Consider the following 15,041-nt stretch of genomic DNA (forward strand, 5'->3'; position numbering starts at 1 on the left):
CTCAGCTCAACCCTTGCCGTTGAGGCGCAGCCGCAGCTCCTTGCCCGTCTTGAAGACGGGGACGAACTTCTCTTCGACCTCCACCGCGTCGCCCGTGCGGGGGTTGCGGCCGATGCGGGCCGAGCGGCCCTTGCGCGAGAAGGCGCCGAAGCCGCGCAATTCAACCCGGTCGCCCCGGGCCAGCGCCTTCACCACCTCGTCCAAAATGGCCGAGACGATGTTCTCGATATCGCGTTGGTAGAGATGGGTGTTGCGGTCGGCGATCCGCTGAACGAGTTCGGATTTAATCATCGCTGGGGCATAACCATTTGTATCAAAATCACTTTTCAGCGGCAGGCTGCCAGAGCGCCAAGGGCGCGTCAAGCCGCAAGCCGAGCGGTTGGTCCGCTGCGCGCGCGATCGTCGTGGCGAGTGCATCGAGGCCGGCGCCACGCGCCATCGCCTCGGCGAGGCTCCACAGGCCGAAGGAGGAGGATTCGCTGCGGCGGCGCCAGTCGCGGACCTTCAGGTCCTTGGCGACGCTTTTCTCACGCTCCATCCAGGCGATCGCCTCCGGCTCGCCGCCGATCTGGTCGATGAGCTTCAGCCCCACCGCCTGGCGGCCGGAATGCACCCGCCCATCGGAGACCGAAGCCACTTCGCCCTCGGCGAGATGGCGGCGATCACGCACCATGTCCTTGAACCAGGTGTAGTTGTCGTTGACGACACGCTGCAGCGCCTCACGCGCCTCGGGCGAGGTCGGCTCGAAGCCATTCGGCGCCGCCTTGAGCGGGCTCGACTTGACCGTTTCGACCTTGACCCCGACCGTATCCAGCAGGTTCGACACGTTGGGGAACTGGAAGAGCACGCCGATCGAACCGACCAGCGAGGTCTGCCGAGCGACGATACGGTCCGCCCCCATCGCCGCGATATAGCCGCCCGACGCCGCGAGACCGTCGACGACCGCGACCATCGGCTTCTTCGCCGCGAGCTGGCGCAAGGCCGTATGCACCGCCTCGGAGCCGGAGGTGGTGCCGCCGGGACTGTCGATGCGGAGCACGACGGCCGAGACCGCCTTGCTGTCCTCGACCGACTTGATCAGGTCGAGCGTACGGCGATCGCCGGAGATGAAGCCGGAGATGGTGATGCGCGCGATATGGGCGCTCGACAGGCCGGCCGGACCATCGCCCTTCCAGGCGAAACCGCCGACCACCGCTGCGACGATCACGCCGAGCACGGCGAGCACACGCCAGAGCGTCAATTTGCGGCGCAGGCTGCGGCGGTCTGCGAGCAGATCGGCATCGGACGACATCGGTTACTCCTGGAGCATGTTCGGTCCGAACATGCTCAGCTTTTTGATTTCGCGCGAATTCTTTTCGTTCGACCGGTTCCGGCCGAACGGAAAGCGCGCGGCGGCTGCGGGTCCGTGATGTAGACCTGCTGGCCCGGACGGGCAAGGCGGGAGGCGCTGCGTCAGGCCGCGACCGAGGCGCGCGCCCGGTCGAGCGCGAGCAGCGCAAGCCCGCTGGCGACCGAGCGGAAAGCATCGCCGATATGCACCTTTCCGGCACCGAAGCGGCGGTCGAACAGGCTGCGCACCGCCGGAACGTAGGAGGTGCCGCCGGTCATGAACACCGCCTCGATGCGGTCGCCCCCGAGCCCGGCCTCGGCCAGCGCGCGGTCGAGCGCGGCTTCGATGGCGCCGACATCGTCGGCGATCCAGCGCTCGAAATCGGTCCGGCGGATCGGCTTCTCGATGGTGACCCCCACCTGGCTGAAGCTCAGCGTGGTCGCCTCGTTGTCGGAGAGCGCGACCTTGGCGGCGGAGACGGCTCGGTAGAGCTCGTAGCCGAGATCGTATTCGATCACCGTCAGCAGATCCTCGAGCTTGCCGGGCTCGACCGCCTCGCGGATCAGGGCGTTGAGCTCGGCCATGGTCTCGCGGCTCTTCATCAGCGAGAGCTTGTGCCATTGCGCGAAGGCGGCGTGATAATGCGCCGGGACAGGCAGCAGCTTGTCGAAGGAGCGGTATTCCGTGCCCTTGCCGAGTGCCGGCGAAACCGCATGCTCGATGATGCGGTAGTCGAAGGTGTCGCCGGCGACGCCGACGCCGGCATGAGAGAGCGGGATCGCCTCCAGGCTGCCATTGCGGCCGGGCTCGAAGCGCATCACCGAGAAGTCGCTGGTGCCGCCGCCGAAATCGGCGACCAGCATGGTCTGCGGCTCCTTCAGGTCGCGCGCATACCAGTAGGCGGCGCCGAGCGGCTCATAGGCGAAATCGACCTGGGCCATCCCGGCCTTGCCGTAGGAAGCCTTCAGGCGGCCGACCGCCAGTTCCTCGTCCGGGCGCTCGCCCGCGAAGACGACCGGGCGGCCGGAGACCAGCGGCAGCGCTTCGCGGTCGGCGAGCCCCTCGGAGAGGTCCGACAGGAAGACGCCGATCAGGTCCTCCAGCCGGAAGAGCTTGCCGAAGAGCCGAGTCTCCTGGAAGGCGCGGCTGGAAAGATGGGTCTTGAGCGATTGCAGGAAGCGATGCTCGGTCGTCATGCCTAAGGCCATGTCGAGGGCGTCGGGGCCGCTGACATGGGTGATGCGGGTCTGCGGCGGGCGGCCCTCACGCCAGAACATCAACGCCGAGCGATAGGCATCGACCGCGCCCTGCTTCGTGGCGAAGGAGCGCGTCATGACCGATCCGTCAGCGCCAGCCAGCGCGACGACGCTGTTGGTGGTGCCGAAGTCGATGCCGATGGCGGCGGGGGTCATGGCGGGCTCCTTTCACGGGACAGACGAGCCCTCACCCGAAGCGCAGCGGTGCGACGCCTCGGGTGAGGGCTGGGTAAAATCAGCCGAAACAAAAGCCCGCGCGGATCGCTCCGCGCGGGCTGTCTTGGATGTCCGGCCGCTTCACGCGGCCGAAACCTCACTTCTTGTCGGTGGCCTTCTTGAGCGCGGCGCCCAGGATGTCGCCGAGCGAGGCACCGGAATCGGCGGAGCCGTACTGGGCCATCGCTTCCTTCTCCTCGGCCATTTCCAGGGCCTTGACCGAGACCTGGATCTTGCGGGCCTTCTTGTCGAAGAGCACGACGCGGGCGTCGATGCGCTCGCCGGCCGCGAAGCGCTCGGGGCGCTGCTCGGAGCGATCGCGAGCCAGCTCGGCGCGCTTGATGAAGGTCATCATGTCGGTGTCGGCGATCTTCACGTCGAGACCGGACTCCTTCACCTCGACCACCTCACAGGTGACGATCTGGCCCTTCTTGAACTCGCCGGCATCCACGAAGGGATCCCCGCCGAGCTGCTTCAGGCCGAGCGAGATACGCTCCTTCTCGACGTCCACATCGAGAACGATCGCCTGCAGGACGTCGCCCTTCTTGTATTCCTCGATGACCTGCTCGCCCGGACGGTTCCAGTCGAGATCGGAGAGATGGATCATGCCGTCGATATCGCCTTCGAGACCCAGGAACAGGCCGAACTCGGTCTTGTTCTTGACCTCGCCCTCGACCGTCGAGCCCGCAGGGTGCTGCTCCGCGAAGAGCTCCCACGGGTTGCGCAGGGTCTGCTTGAGGCCGAGCGAGATGCGACGCTTGACCGGATCGACCTCGAGGATCGCGACGTCGACTTCCTGCGAGGTCGAGACGATCTTGCCGGGGTGGACGTTCTTCTTGGTCCAGGACATCTCGGAGACGTGGATCAGGCCTTCGATGCCCGGCTCCACCTCGACGAACGCGCCGTAGTCCGTGATGTTGGTCACGCGGCCCTTGAGACGGGTGCCGACCGGGTAACGCTCGGCGATGCCATCCCACGGATCGGCCAGCAGCTGCTTGATGCCGAGCGAGATGCGGTGCGTGTCCTGGTTGATCTTGATGATCTTGACCTTGACCGTCTGGCCGATGGTCACGACCTCCGACGGGTGGTTCACGCGGCGCCACGCCATGTCGGTGACGTGCAGCAGGCCGTCAATGCCGCCGAGATCGACGAACGCACCGTATTCGGTGATGTTCTTGACGACGCCGTCGATGACCTGGCCCTCTTCGAGCGAGGCGACGAGCTCGGAACGAGCCTCGGCGCGGGTCTCTTCGAGAACGGTACGGCGCGACACGACGATGTTGCCGCGGCGGCGATCCATCTTGAGGATTTCGAAGGGCTGCGGCTGGCCCATCAGCGGGCCGACGTCGCGGATCGGACGGATATCGACCTGCGAACGCGGCAGGAAGGCCACGGCGCCGTCGAGATCGACGGTGTAGCCGCCCTTGACGGTGTTGAAGATCATGCCGCTGACCTTCTCGCGGGCCTCGAAGGCCTTCTCGAGCTTGACCCAGCTCTCTTCGCGGCGAGCCTTGTCGCGCGAGATGACGGCTTCGCCGAGCGCGTTCTCGATCCGGTCCAGATAGACCTCGACCTCGTCGCCGACGTTCAGTTCCTGCTCACGGCCGGGGCCGGTGAATTCCTTGAGCGCGACGCGTCCTTCGGTCTTCAGACCGACGTCGATGATCGCCATATCCTTCTCGATGGCGACGACCTTGCCCTTGATGACAGAGCCTTCGAGGGCATCGTTCTTGCCGAAGGATTCCTCGAGCAGGGCGGCGAAATCCTCGCGACCCGCGCTGTAGCTTTCAACTGCTGACATGTAATCTCCTGGGAGCCGGCCGCGTATCCCGCGGGTGTCCGGCCTTAAGCGCCGTGGTTGGTGCTGCGTTCCGGATCGCGGCCGTCGGCACCTCCTCTCGGAGGTTTCCACCTCCCCGTCAGGCGGGGTTGGCGGAGGCGCCAGGACCAGCGGCTCGATCCGTATCCGGACGACCTGCTTCAAACACGAAACGGGAGCAGGTCTTGCAGACCGCCCCCGGCGCATGATCGATCACGGCCCTTCGGACAGGGGCGATGTAATGCAAACCGGCCTTCAGGGCAAGGTCGAAACCAAGCCCCGAGACGCCAGTTCGATCAGGGATGCAGCAGCTTGTAGCGCTTGTGCGTCAGGCAACTGTCGACGACCAGCGCATAATCGGACGAGGCCTTCTCGACCGCGGCCGCGCCGCTTTCCGCGGTCGCCCCGCCGACGGACTGCACCGCGTTGGCGGCCCCCGCCAGCACATGGGCTTGTCGAAACCCCGGCACCGGGATGTAGCTCGCCAACGTACCGGCGACCGCGATGGCGGTGCCGGTCTGCTGCTGCTGCGTCGCGCGCTTTACCGCAGCGAGTTGCGGCGCCGCCTGCTGGCGACAGGCGGTCAGATCACGCTGATAGCGGTCGGGATTGACACGATGCATGTCGACGAGCGGCTCGTAGACGGAGGTACCCGGATCCTCAATGGGCGCGGCTGCGCCCGCAGCGCTGGAAGCCAGCCGCGGCCCCTCCGGTGGCAAGGCGGGCGCTGCCGGCAATGCAGCCGCTACCGGCTCAGGCCCTTCCGATTGCACCGTCTGATTGCAAGCACCCACAGTCAGCGCCAGCAGCGCCGCCACAAAAACCCTCATTGCCCCGCCCCCTGCTCTTTCGGATATCTTTATTCTTGAGTGTCGCGCGACCCGCCTTTCGTCACGACAGCGCTCAAGACAGAACATAACGTTACGTCACATTCAATATCCTGCCGAGCCGCTTCCCCAGCATCGCGCGCCATGCCAGTCTGCGGGCAGGTTTCACGGCATTTCGCGGGAGCATTCCATGGGCTGGGCCATTCTGGGACTGATCGTCGTTCTCGTCGTCTACCTGATCATGACCTATAACGGGCTCGTCGCGATGCGGCAGCGCGTGAACCAGGCCTTCGCCGATATCGACGTCCAGCTGAAGCAGCGCCACGACCTGATCCCGAACCTGGTCGAGACGGTGAAGGGCTATGCGACGCACGAGAAGTCGACGCTCGATGCGGTGATCGCCGCCCGCAACGCGGCACAGGGCGCGACCGGCGTGCATGACAAGGCCGCGGCCGAGCAGCAGCTCTCCGGGGCAGTCGGCCGGCTGCTTGCGCTGGGCGAGGCCTATCCCGACCTCAAGGCCAGCGCCAATTTCCAGCAGTTGCAGGTCGATCTCGGCAATGTCGAGGACAAGCTGGCGGCGGCGCGGCGCTTCTTCAACAATGCAGTCGGCGAGTTCAACGCGGCGATCCAGGCCTTCCCGGCAGTGCTGTTCGCGCCGCAGATGGGCTTTACCCAGCGCGAATTCTTCGATGTCGGCCCGGAAACCCGCGCCCAGATCGAAGTCGCACCCAGCGTGAAGTTCTGACGGCGGCAAGACGTTCACGGCAACGGGAGCGGCTGCGATGGCCGAGGCCTTCGGGCTCTATACCCACCAGCGCAACAACCGGATCAGGTCCAACCTCCTGATCGTCGGGCTTTTCCTGCTGGTCTATCTCACCGCCTGGGGCCTGCTGCTCGTCGCCTTCGGTTATGGCGGCGTGCCGCGTGGGCGCACCGCCTTCGGCGAGGCCGGCCGCATCTTCCGCTCGTGGTTCCCTTTCATCACCGCGGGGACGATGCTCTGGGTCTTCGTCGGCTTCCGCATGAATGTCGCGATGATCAACGCCGTGACGGGGTCGACGGGTCTCGCGCGCGAGGACAACCCGAAGCTCTACCGGATGCTGGAGAACCTCTGCATCTCGCGCGGGCTACCGATGCCGAAGCTCGCCATCGTCGAAAGCGAGGCACTCAACGCCTTCGCCAGCGGCGTCAACGACAAGCAGTTCACCGTCAGCGTCACGACCGGGCTCCTCGCCCAGCTCAACGATGCCGAGGTCGAGGCGGTGCTGGCGCATGAGTTGACCCATATCCGCAACGGCGACGTCCGGCTGATGGTGATCGCGGTGGTGATCGCCGGGGTGATCTCCTTCATCGGCGAAATCGTCTTCCGCGGCTTCGGTCGCAGCCGGGTCAGGGTTTCGTCGGATGATGCGAAGAAGGGCAACGGCCTTGCCATCATCATCGGCATCGCGGTGATCGCGATCTCGTGGTTCCTGGCGGTGCTGATCCGGCTGTCGCTGTCGCGCTCGCGCGAGTACCTCGCCGATGCGGGGGCGGTCGAACTGACCAAGAACCCGGATGCGATGATCTCCGCCCTGCTCAAGATCTCCGGCCGGGCCGATATCGAGGGGGTGCCGTCGGGCGTGATGGACATGTGCTTCGAGAACGACCCCGACGATTTCGCCGACCTGTTCTCGACCCACCCTTCCGTCACCAAGCGCGTGCAGGCGCTGGTCGAGACGGCCGGCGGGCGGATGCCGGCGATGCCGCCGCACCCGCCGAAGATCGGCGAGCGTCAGGACCTGCCGACCATGGTCGAGGAAACCGCGGCGCGCGGGCCATGGGCGCGGCCGCCGCAGGCGCCTGGCTCGCACTAGAACTCAGGCGACGAGCTTGGCCGGATCGATCTCGAAGACCAGCGGATAGAAGGTGCTCCAGCGGCTCCAGCGCTGCGTTCCGGCCTCGCCGACCGCCCAGAGCCTGCCATCGGGCGCGAAGCCGAGATCCTCGATCCCGCCGGGAGCGGGGTAACGCGCAAGCACGGCCCCCGTGGCGGGGTCGAGTTGCGACAGGAAGGCCGGCCGGTTGCCGGAGCTCTGCGAAATCCAGACCTTGCCCGCCTTGTCGAAGGTCGCGCCCTGCGAAAGGAGCGGCAGCGGCAGGATGGCCCGGCTATCGGCAAGACCGATCGGCGTCTCGCCGCCGGCAAGGACGCGATCGATGGGAACTGCGTGCAGGTTCGGTGCGCCTTCGCGGCGATAGGGGCCGAACCAGAGCGCATCGCCCGACGTCGTCAGGAAGGAAGGCCCCATCGACTTGTCGACGCGCATCTCCTTCAGCGGCACGCATTCGCCGCTGCGACAGGATTCCTTGAAATCGAGAGCCAGGAGCCGCCCGGAATTGGCGACGAACAGCGTGTCCCGCGCCGTGGCGAGCCCACCGGGATGGCCATAGGTCGCCGGCAGCGCGAAGCTGCCGAGCAGGCGCCCGTCCCGGCGCGAGAGCCGGAACAGCCGCGCGGGGCCGTTGTCCTGGTCGCGCTCGGTGCTGCGATAGGCGGCGATCAGGATCTCGTCGCCGAAGACGGTGAGCCCCTGCGGCACATAGCCCTCGTTGAGGCCGGGCGACCAGTAGCGTCGGCCGATCGCGGCCGCGTTGGGCACGGCGGTCAATTCACGGGCGTCATAGGTCGGCGCCTCGCCGGGCAAGGCGGGGCGCGCCCGCGCGCCCGAGGCCAGGCACAGGCCGGCGCCCGCCATCAGCATGTGGCGCCGGGTCACGCTCATCGCCTCAACGCCCTTCCGTCGCCCATTCCAGAGCTTCCTCCAGACGGTCGTCGCCCCAGAACAGTTCGCCGTCGCCGGCGACGAAGAAGGGCGCGCCGAAGATGCCGATCGACTTGGCATATTCGATCTCGGCACGCAGGCGGCCCTTGACCTCCTCGCTGCGCGAGAGCGGGATCGCGACATTGGGATCGCTGCCCGCCTCTTTCAGCGCGGCGCTCAGCACGGCTTCCTCGGCCATGTTGCGGCCTTCGCAGAAATGCGCCTGGAACAGCGCCTTCGAGAAGGCAGGCGTCCAGCCGCCGTCGCGGCCGGCGAGCGCCAGCCGCGCCGCCGTCAGCGAATTCTGGGGAAAATTCTCCGGCTTGACGATGGCGACGCCCTGCCGCCGGCCGCGCCGGGCGGTATCGCGCCACATATAGCGGCCCTTGCTGGGATAGAGCGCGAAGGGCGAGGTGTTCCAGCCCTGTGCCGCGAAGATCGGCCCGAGCAGGAAGGGCCGCCAGCGCAAGGTGACGCCGGCCTCCTCGGCCAACTTCTCGATTCTCAGGGCGCTCAGGCAGGAATAGGGCGACGCGAACTCATACCAGAAGTCCAGAACGGGACGATTCGGCATTCAGCCTCCGAACAGGTCGTCATGTCGTGTCGCGCCCGATCGAGCCTGCGCCCTTCGTAACGCGACCGCAAGCGCCGAGAATGAGCGCCTGTGGAATGGAAGGACGACGCGCTCGCCCGCATCGATCCATCAGCGGACGACGCGGGATCGATCAGAAGGTTCCGATTGCTTCGCCCCGAACGCTGGGATAGTGCGCCATTGCGTCCGAAACGCGGCCCATGGGGGCTGCCAGAAGGAAAATGAACAGATGGCTGACAGCAGCGTGAAAAAGGTCGTCCTCGCCTATTCCGGCGGTCTCGACACCTCGATCATCCTCAAATGGCTGCAGACCACCTATCGATGCGAGGTCGTGACCTTCACCGCCGATCTCGGCCAGGGCGAGGAGCTCGGACCGGCGCGCGACAAGGCGCTGCTGCTCGGCATCAAGCCGGAGAACATCTATATCGAGGACCTGCGCGAGGAATTCGTGCGCGACTACGTCTTCCCGATGTTCCGCGCCAATGCCGCCTATGAGGGCGTCTATCTGCTCGGCACCTCGATCGCCCGTCCGCTGATCGCCAAGAAGCTGATCGAGATCGCGGAGGCGACCGGCGCCGACGCCGTCTCCCATGGCGCGACCGGCAAGGGCAACGACCAGGTCCGCTTCGAGCTGACCGCCTATGCCCTGAAGCCCGACGTCGTCGTGATCGCGCCCTGGCGCGAATGGGACCTGCGCTCGCGCGAGCAGCTGATCGCCTTCGCCGAGCAGCACCAGATCCCGATCGCCAAGAACAAGCGCGGCGAGGCGCCCTTCTCCGTCGACGCCAACCTGCTGCACGCCTCCTCGGAAGGCCGCGTGCTGGAGGACCCGGCGGTCGAGGTGCCCGATTACGTCTATTCGCGCACGATCTCGCCGGAAGATGCGCCCGACAAGCCGACGATCATCACCATCGGCTTCGAGAAGGGCGACGCGGTTTCGATCGACGGCCAGAAGCTCTCGCCGGCGACGCTCCTCGCCAAGCTCAACGATCTCGGCCGCGACAACGGCATCGGCCGGCTCGACCTCGTCGAGAACCGCTTCGTCGGCATGAAGTCTCGCGGCATGTACGAGACGCCCGGCGGCACGATCCTGCATGCGGCGCATCGCGCCATCGAGTCGATCACGCTCGACCGCGGCGCAGCCCATCTCAAGGACCAGATCATGCCGCAATATGCCGAGCTGATCTATAACGGCTTCTGGTTCTCGCCGGAGCGCGAGATGCTGCAGGCGCTGATCGACAAGAGCCAGGAGTTCGTCACCGGCGACGTGCGCCTCAAGCTCTACAAGGGCGGCGTCCATGTCATCGGCCGATCGAGCGACTATTCGCTCTACGACCAGGACCTCGTCACCTTCGAGGAAGGTGCGGTCGCCTACGACCATCGCGACGCAGCCGGCTTCATCAAGCTCAATGCGCTTCGCCTGCGTACGCTCGGCCAGCGCAAGAAGAAGCTGGGTCTCTGAATCATCTGCCCACGCCGCATCTGACCATTTGCGGCGTGGGCGACACCCAACCGAGAGCAGGTTTCGATCGGGCGAGCCAACCGTCGCGATCGGCACGCGAAGCCGCCGACACTCGGAACTTTGCTACTGGATGACGCTGCGAAGCATCATCCAGTGATAGGATAAATTACCTATTTTGCCGTGAGCGGTCGCAGTCGGCGGGCCGACACGCAAAAGCGCTTTGTCCGGGATATGGATAAATGAGCCCGGCGGCGGCTGCGGATACTCCGATCGCCCATGGCTGTCGGGTTTGGGCGGTGCCCATTGCGAGATCCAGGTGGCTCGCGCGTTCGTCGTCCACACCCACGGCTTCTTGCGCTCCCTCACGATCCAGCGGCTATCAAAATCGAAGGTCTCCGCCACCAACCCCGTACCGGCGAACAAATTCAGGAAAGCCTGCTGGAAGTAGATTCCGGAGCTGTAGCTCGCGACGCCAATCCGTTGCAGCTTGTGAGGCTGGCGAGGTCCGGTAATGGGAAGGCGCGCGGCCATCTCGCGATGCGTTGCCGTTACGATGGCGCTCAGGGTCTCGACCGGGCGAGTGGAAAACATGTTCCAGGCGGATTCGGGATCCCTGGCGGGGTCGGGCATGAAGGGCACGATCAACAATGTCGGCCGCACTGCGGCCATCTGGGTCCCAATCGTCGGGAGATAGCGCCATATCTTGTTCCATCCGCCCGCAAAGCGGGGGTAATCGCCGACCGTGGCGACAACGACCTTTCCTTGCGTCGGGGTCGGGTGAATAAAAATCTGTGCCTGGGTGAAATCACTGGTCAGCGGCGAGGCCGCGACCCCAACCCAATAATTGCGCCCATCCTTCTCGATCCGAAACCGGAATGGGTAGAAGACACCGACCACAGGAACCTGCATGGCCGGCATTCCCGGGATAAACGGCGCCAGCACCATCTTCTTTTCCACGACAGGCACGGCTGCGTCGGGGTTCATCTGCTCGACGAGCATGCCGTGGATCAACTCCGGATTCGTGCCGCCAGGGCCGACGGGCAGCGGGCCCGATGGCGCGCCCGCAAGCGCATCCAGCTTCCCCAGCGTCTTGCCGTTGGGATCGACAACACTGTCGACCTTCGGTATTTCGCCGGTCGGTTGCCAGCGCTGCTGAAACTGCTTGATCGCCGCGACCAAAGCGGAAGGCGGCGCATAACGCCGACCCGGCGAAGGCTTGGACCAGGCGCCGCTCTGCCCCCCATCCGACGGCCCGATCCGATCCAGCAGGTCGATAATCTTGCGCTGATCGTCAGGGGCGCTTAGCACGGCCACGCCGTTACGCCGTCCAACTGGCCCGTCCAGTGTCGTCATCGCGTTTCCTGCCCCGTTCCGGAGGCAAGCGTCCGTGGCGACCGGCAAGATGTCGTCCTTCGTTTGGCGGACTTGCGAGACGCGCCAGCAGCTCCGGCGGCCGCCATCTCGATCGCGCGATTGAACTCTCCGTGCTTTGTCGCGTTCTCGTCTCACCGTTCAATGTGAGAGGCTTCGCATGCTGCGCCTTCTGGCTCCTGCCCTGATCTCGACTGTCCTGCTGTCCGGGCCTGGATCAGCCCAGGAAGTCCCACCGAAAAGCGAGAAACCGGCAACGCCGGAGATCGCGACCTGCAAGACGGCTGCGCTGCAGGCGCTCCACGCCAAGGAACCGGAGATCAAGGACATCTATATCGACGAGGACGCCGCCACGGTCGCGGTGTCCGAAGCGAAGATCGAAAACATTCCGGTGACGCGCATCGTCATGGCCGAGGCCTATCTGCGGACCGATCGCTCGGACAAGCCGCGCCGCTTCCTCTGCCTGCTCGGCGAGAAGAACAAGGTGCTGCTGACCTTCTTTACCGCGCGCTGAGGCCTGCCGGCAGGCAAAGCGAAAGGGCCGCTCAACGGCCCTGTTGCTCTCCTGGGAACGAGCCGCCGCTCAGCCGCCGTCGACGACCCTGGTTGCGGGCCGGTCATGGCCATCCGCCAGCTCCTCGTGCCAGCGGCCGTTCTGATCCTGATAGACGATCCCGTCGGTATTTCCGGCGACCGTCTGCCGGGCGGCGGCCCGGTTTGCCGCCTTCAACGCCGCATCATGCGTCGGAAAGGTCTCCGACAGCGCGCCGCCGACCTTGTAGGCCCAGCCGCCATCATGCTCGACCACCTCGTACTTGACCATGACCATCGCGCATCCTCCTTTCAATCGAAGGAAAACCGCGCCCCGGCCATGGGGTTCCGGCTAATCGCCGTTGCCGCTATCGGCCGCGCGCAGCGAATCCAGCACCGGCATCGAGGTGATGTGGTAGCCGGCATCGACATGATGGATATCGCCGGTGACACCTCCGGAGAGATCCGAGAGATAATAGAGCGCCGAGCCGCCGATCTCTTCAAGCGAAACCGACTTGCGCAAGGGCGAATTGGCGCGCTGCCAGGAGAGCATCGCGCGCGCATCCGAGATTCCGGCGCCGGCCAGCGTCCGCACCGGCCCGGGCGAGAGCGCGTTGACGCGGATGCCGCGCGGGCCGTAATCGCCGGCGAGATAGCGCACGCTCGCCTCAAGCGCCGCCTTGGCGACGCCCATGACGTTGTAGTTCGGCATGATCCGCGTCGAACCGCCATAGGTCAGCGTGATCATGCTGCCGCCCCTGGGCATGCGCTCCGCTGCCCGCCGGGCGATCTCGGTGAAGGAGAAACAGGAGATCACCATGGTTCGCGAGAAGTTCTCGCGGCTGGTGTCGGCATAGAGGCCCTTGAGCTCGTTCTTGTCGGAGAAGCCGATGGCGTGGACGATGAAGTCCAGCGTGTTGCACTCGGGATCGCCGCCCCAGGCCTCGTCGAGCGCAGCAAAGGCGGCATCGACCGAAGCGCTGTCCTCGACATCGCAGGGCACGACCAGCTTCGAGCCGATGCTCTCCGCCAGCGGCCGGACGCGCTTGCCGAGCGCATCGCCCTGATAGGTGAAGGCGATCTCGGCGCCATGGGCGTGAAGGGTGCGGGCAATGCCCCAGGCAATCGAATTCTGATTGGCGACGCCCATGATGAGGCCGCGCTTGTTGTGCATCAGCGGGAGCATGGCAAACTCGGAAGGGGCTTCAGGAACGGGTCCGAAGGCGGGGAAACGGAGGGAAGTCGGCTGGTCGGGTGGATCGAACTCTCGGCATATCGGCACTGCCCGGTTTTTGCGGGCACGAAAACGGCTAGTCTGTCCTGGTGATCGCGGCGGCGGCGGCCTTCGAGGTCGAAACCGGCACGATCTCGAAACGCACGAAATCGTTCCATTGCAGGACCCATTCCTGCAGCAGCGCGACATCGTCGCATTCCATGATCTGGAAGCAGCGGCCGAGATCGGCCGAGACCCAGCTCTCGACATAGCGCACGCCGGCCGGAGCCATCCGCCCGCTATGCTGGAAGCGGGCGTAGACGTCCTTCACGCGGGCCTGATCGAAATGCTCGATCACCATGAAGAGCATGGCGCTCTCAGACCTCCAGGCGCTTCATCACGATGGTGGCGTTGGTGCCGCCGAAACCGAAGGAATTCGAGAGCACGCAGCCGAGGCCGGCATTGTCGATGCGCTTGCGCACGATCGGCATGTCGGCGAAGGCCGGGTCGAGCTCGTCGATATGGGCGCTCTCGCAGATGAAGTCGTTGTTGAGCATCAGGAGCGAGTAGATCGCTTCCTGCACGCCGGTGGCGCCGAGCGAATGGCCGGTCAGCGACTTCGTCGCCGAGATCGGCGGCGACTTGTCGCCGGCGCCGAAGACCTCGCGGATCGCCTCGATCTCCTTGGCGTCGCCGACCGGGGTCGAGGTGCCATGCGGATTGATGTAGTCGACCTTGGCCTTCACGCCTTCCAGCGCCATCTTCATGCAGCGCACCGCGCCCTCGCCGGACGGGGCGACCATGTCGTAGCCGTCCGAGGTCGCGCCATAGCCGACGATCTCGCCGTAGATCTTGGCGCCGCGCGCCTTGGCGTGCTCCAGCTCCTCGAGCACGACGACACCGGCGCCGCCGGCGATGACGAAGCCGTCGCGGGCCAAATCATAGGCGCGCGAGGCGCGCGCGGGCGTTGCATTGAAGTCGGAGGACATCGCGCCCATGGCGTCGAAGAGGACGGAGAGCGTCCAGTCCAGCTCCTCGCAGCCGCCGGCGAAGATGACGTCCTGCTTGCCCCACTGGATCAGCTCATAGGCATTGCCGATGCAGTGGTTCGAGGTCGCGCAGGCGGAGGAGATCGAATAGTTGACGCCCTTGATCTTGAACCAGGTCGCCAGCGTCGCCGAAGCGGTCGAGGACATGCCCTTGGGCACGGCGAAGGGGCCGACCTTCTTCGAGGAACCGCTCTCGCGGGCCTTGTCATAGGCGTCGATCAGGGCGCGGGTCGAGGGGCCGCCGGAACCCATGATGATGCCGGTGCGCTCGTTGCTGATCTCGGCCGTCTCCAGGCCCGCATCGGCGATCGCCTGCTCCATCGCGACCTGGTTCCAGGCCGAGCCGCCACCATGGAAACGCATGGCGCGCCGGTCGAGCACCGTCGCGGGATCGAGCGTCGGCACGCCGGCGACCTGGCTGCGGAAGCCGTGCTCGGCGAAATCCGGAACGAAGGAAATGCCCGATTTCGCCGATTGCAGCGACGCCAGGACCTCCTGCGTGTTGTTGCCGATGGACGAGACGATGCCCATCCCGGTGACCACGACGCGTCTCATGCTCGCTACTCCA

16 protein-coding genes are annotated in these 15,041 nt (G+C 65.7%); 4 read left to right on the forward strand and 12 right to left on the reverse strand.

Features of this window, described 5'->3' with window-relative positions; translation table 11 throughout:
• Window positions 1-6: 6 nt before the first annotated feature.
• The 5 genes from ihfB to ASE61_RS15520 form a co-directional block, all read right to left on the reverse strand.
• On the reverse strand, window positions 7-291 hold the full coding sequence (gene ihfB / locus ASE61_RS15500; protein ID WP_061968384.1) for an integration host factor subunit beta: 285 nt from the start codon (window positions 289-291) through the stop codon (window positions 7-9).
• Window positions 292-319: 28 nt separating this feature from the next.
• Window positions 320-1,291, reverse strand: coding sequence for a signal peptide peptidase SppA (sppA, locus tag ASE61_RS15505; protein WP_061968387.1), 972 nt, complete (start codon window positions 1,289-1,291; stop codon window positions 320-322).
• 161 nt (window positions 1,292-1,452) lie between these two features.
• Window positions 1,453-2,742: an Hsp70 family protein gene (locus tag ASE61_RS15510; protein WP_061968388.1), complete on the reverse strand. Its 1,290-nt coding sequence runs from the start codon at window positions 2,740-2,742 to the stop codon at window positions 1,453-1,455.
• A gap of 157 nt (window positions 2,743-2,899) precedes the next feature.
• Window positions 2,900-4,603: a 30S ribosomal protein S1 gene (gene rpsA / locus ASE61_RS15515; protein WP_061968390.1), complete on the reverse strand. Its 1,704-nt coding sequence runs from the start codon at window positions 4,601-4,603 to the stop codon at window positions 2,900-2,902.
• Between the two features lie 314 nt (window positions 4,604-4,917).
• Entirely contained in the window at window positions 4,918-5,439 is a 522-nt protein-coding gene (locus tag ASE61_RS15520) for a hypothetical protein (RefSeq protein WP_244492868.1), read from the reverse strand.
• A gap of 199 nt (window positions 5,440-5,638) precedes the next feature.
• On the opposite strand from ASE61_RS15520, the gene ASE61_RS15525 reads away from it, so the two are divergent.
• Together ASE61_RS15525 and ASE61_RS15530 are read left to right on the forward strand one after the other, a co-directional pair.
• A complete protein-coding gene (locus ASE61_RS15525) occupies window positions 5,639-6,196 on the forward strand; it encodes a LemA family protein (protein ID WP_061968393.1) in 558 nt (185 codons plus the stop codon).
• A gap of 37 nt (window positions 6,197-6,233) precedes the next feature.
• A complete protein-coding gene (locus tag ASE61_RS15530) occupies window positions 6,234-7,307 on the forward strand; it encodes a M48 family metallopeptidase (RefSeq protein WP_061968395.1) in 1,074 nt (357 codons plus the stop codon).
• 3 nt (window positions 7,308-7,310) lie between these two features.
• On the opposite strand, the gene ASE61_RS15535 is transcribed toward ASE61_RS15530, so the two are convergent.
• Both ASE61_RS15535 and ASE61_RS15540 read right to left on the reverse strand, forming a co-directional pair.
• Window positions 7,311-8,210 carry a hypothetical protein gene (locus ASE61_RS15535; protein ID WP_210171888.1) on the reverse strand — a complete coding sequence of 300 codons (900 nt, stop codon included), beginning with the start codon at window positions 8,208-8,210 and terminating at the stop codon, window positions 7,311-7,313.
• A gap of 10 nt (window positions 8,211-8,220) precedes the next feature.
• Window positions 8,221-8,829, reverse strand: coding sequence for a 2-hydroxychromene-2-carboxylate isomerase (locus ASE61_RS15540; RefSeq protein ID WP_061968398.1), 609 nt, complete (start codon window positions 8,827-8,829; stop codon window positions 8,221-8,223).
• Window positions 8,830-9,076: 247 nt separating this feature from the next.
• On the opposite strand from ASE61_RS15540, the gene ASE61_RS15545 reads away from it, so the two are divergent.
• The gene (locus ASE61_RS15545; RefSeq protein ID WP_061968400.1) at window positions 9,077-10,309 is read left to right on the forward strand and encodes an argininosuccinate synthase; all 1,233 of its coding nucleotides are present in this window, start codon (window positions 9,077-9,079) and stop codon (window positions 10,307-10,309) included.
• Between the two features lie 123 nt (window positions 10,310-10,432).
• On the opposite strand, the gene ASE61_RS15550 is transcribed toward ASE61_RS15545, so the two are convergent.
• On the reverse strand, window positions 10,433-11,662 hold the full coding sequence (locus ASE61_RS15550; protein WP_061968402.1) for a hypothetical protein: 1,230 nt from the start codon (window positions 11,660-11,662) through the stop codon (window positions 10,433-10,435).
• A 178-nt stretch (window positions 11,663-11,840) separates the two neighbouring features.
• On the opposite strand from ASE61_RS15550, the gene ASE61_RS15555 reads away from it, so the two are divergent.
• On the forward strand, window positions 11,841-12,194 hold the full coding sequence (locus tag ASE61_RS15555; protein ID WP_061968404.1) for a hypothetical protein: 354 nt from the start codon (window positions 11,841-11,843) through the stop codon (window positions 12,192-12,194).
• Between the two features lie 69 nt (window positions 12,195-12,263).
• On the opposite strand, the gene ASE61_RS15560 is transcribed toward ASE61_RS15555, so the two are convergent.
• The 4 genes from ASE61_RS15560 to fabB form a co-directional block, all read right to left on the reverse strand.
• Window positions 12,264-12,509, reverse strand: coding sequence for a DUF2188 domain-containing protein (locus ASE61_RS15560; RefSeq protein WP_061968406.1), 246 nt, complete (start codon window positions 12,507-12,509; stop codon window positions 12,264-12,266).
• A gap of 54 nt (window positions 12,510-12,563) precedes the next feature.
• Window positions 12,564-13,397, reverse strand: a complete 834-nt coding sequence (gene fabI, locus ASE61_RS15565; protein ID WP_061968407.1) for an enoyl-ACP reductase FabI — start codon at window positions 13,395-13,397, stop codon at window positions 12,564-12,566.
• Window positions 13,398-13,521: 124 nt separating this feature from the next.
• On the reverse strand, window positions 13,522-13,794 hold the full coding sequence (locus tag ASE61_RS15570) for a DUF3303 domain-containing protein (RefSeq protein WP_061968409.1): 273 nt from the start codon (window positions 13,792-13,794) through the stop codon (window positions 13,522-13,524).
• A 7-nt stretch (window positions 13,795-13,801) separates the two neighbouring features.
• Entirely contained in the window at window positions 13,802-15,028 is a 1,227-nt protein-coding gene (gene fabB / locus ASE61_RS15575) for a beta-ketoacyl-ACP synthase I (RefSeq protein WP_061968410.1), read from the reverse strand.
• Window positions 15,029-15,041: the final 13 nt, after the last annotated feature.

Source organism: Allobosea sp. Root670 (assembly GCF_001429415.1).
GTDB classification, from domain to species: domain Bacteria; phylum Pseudomonadota; class Alphaproteobacteria; order Rhizobiales; family Beijerinckiaceae; genus Allobosea; species Allobosea robiniae.

Excerpts from the sequence above, each read along its gene's own strand:
- ihfB (WP_061968384.1), bottom strand. The coding sequence starts at position 291 with ATGATTAAATCCGAACTCGTTCAGCGGATCGCCGACCGCAACACCCAT.
- sppA (WP_061968387.1), bottom strand. The coding sequence starts at position 1,291 with ATGTCGTCCGATGCCGATCTGCTCGCAGACCGCCGCAGCCTGCGCCGC.
- ASE61_RS15510 (WP_061968388.1), bottom strand. The coding sequence starts at position 2,742 with ATGACCCCCGCCGCCATCGGCATCGACTTCGGCACCACCAACAGCGTC.
- rpsA (WP_061968390.1), bottom strand. The coding sequence starts at position 4,603 with ATGTCAGCAGTTGAAAGCTACAGCGCGGGTCGCGAGGATTTCGCCGCC.
- ASE61_RS15525 (WP_061968393.1), top strand. The coding sequence starts at position 5,639 with ATGGGCTGGGCCATTCTGGGACTGATCGTCGTTCTCGTCGTCTACCTG.
- ASE61_RS15530 (WP_061968395.1), top strand. The coding sequence starts at position 6,234 with ATGGCCGAGGCCTTCGGGCTCTATACCCACCAGCGCAACAACCGGATC.
- ASE61_RS15540 (WP_061968398.1), bottom strand. The coding sequence starts at position 8,829 with ATGCCGAATCGTCCCGTTCTGGACTTCTGGTATGAGTTCGCGTCGCCC.
- ASE61_RS15545 (WP_061968400.1), top strand. The coding sequence starts at position 9,077 with ATGGCTGACAGCAGCGTGAAAAAGGTCGTCCTCGCCTATTCCGGCGGT.
- ASE61_RS15550 (WP_061968402.1), bottom strand. The coding sequence starts at position 11,662 with ATGACGACACTGGACGGGCCAGTTGGACGGCGTAACGGCGTGGCCGTG.
- ASE61_RS15555 (WP_061968404.1), top strand. The coding sequence starts at position 11,841 with ATGCTGCGCCTTCTGGCTCCTGCCCTGATCTCGACTGTCCTGCTGTCC.
- ASE61_RS15560 (WP_061968406.1), bottom strand. The coding sequence starts at position 12,509 with ATGGTCATGGTCAAGTACGAGGTGGTCGAGCATGATGGCGGCTGGGCC.
- fabI (WP_061968407.1), bottom strand. The coding sequence starts at position 13,397 with ATGCTCCCGCTGATGCACAACAAGCGCGGCCTCATCATGGGCGTCGCC.
- ASE61_RS15570 (WP_061968409.1), bottom strand. The coding sequence starts at position 13,794 with ATGCTCTTCATGGTGATCGAGCATTTCGATCAGGCCCGCGTGAAGGAC.
- fabB (WP_061968410.1), bottom strand. The coding sequence starts at position 15,028 with ATGAGACGCGTCGTGGTCACCGGGATGGGCATCGTCTCGTCCATCGGC.